This window comes from Vulcanisaeta sp., assembly GCF_049966235.1.
GTDB lineage: Archaea > Thermoproteota > Thermoprotei > Thermoproteales > Thermocladiaceae > Vulcanisaeta > Vulcanisaeta moutnovskia.
Map to the genome: position 1 here is coordinate 1 of NZ_JBMFVA010000074.1, position 660 is coordinate 660.

General features: G+C 24.5%; 1 protein-coding gene. It reads left to right on the top strand.

Translation table 11 applies throughout. The annotated features are described in order from the left end of the window. A partial coding sequence (locus ACP5L5_RS11775; RefSeq protein WP_428764015.1) for a DNA polymerase occupies nt 1-660 on the top strand: 660 nt, incomplete at both ends.

Sequence of the window (660 nt, forward strand, 5' to 3'; positions counted from 1 at the left end):
TGTTTTGATAAAATATAAATATCCTGTTGAATTTATAAAAAGTGAAATATTGCCTGATTATAATGACTTTTTAAATATGATAAAACATTTTGGTGGTATCGGGATTTTTGAGATTTATGCGGATAAACCTTTTTATTATGTTGTTAATGATAAAAAAATAGAAATAGGATTATTGCCTTATAAATATAATAATAAAATTATTTATCCAAAAGGTAAATGGTTAGGGATATATAATTTGAATGAAATAAAATATGCTGTTGAAAATGGATACAATGTTAAACCTCTTTATGTTGAATATTGGGAACTGGAAAAATTAAATAAGATTGATGAATTTATTAATTACTGGTATGAGATTAAAAAAAGTAAAAAAGGTTTATTTTCACTTATTGCCAAAATTGTTTTAAATAGTTTGTATGGGAAATTCATGCAGATTAATACAGGATATGAATTGTCTCTTTTAGAAAAAGAGGAAGATTATTTTTATTTTGAGGAATTAACGGAAGGGTCAGGGATTGGTATTAATAGGAATGTGAGAATGCAGAGAGGAAGATCAACATTTTTAAGTATTGGTTCATATATAACATCATATGGAAGGATTGAATTACTGGAAAAAATGAAGGAAGCAATAATAAGAAATACAAAAATATTATATTGTGATAC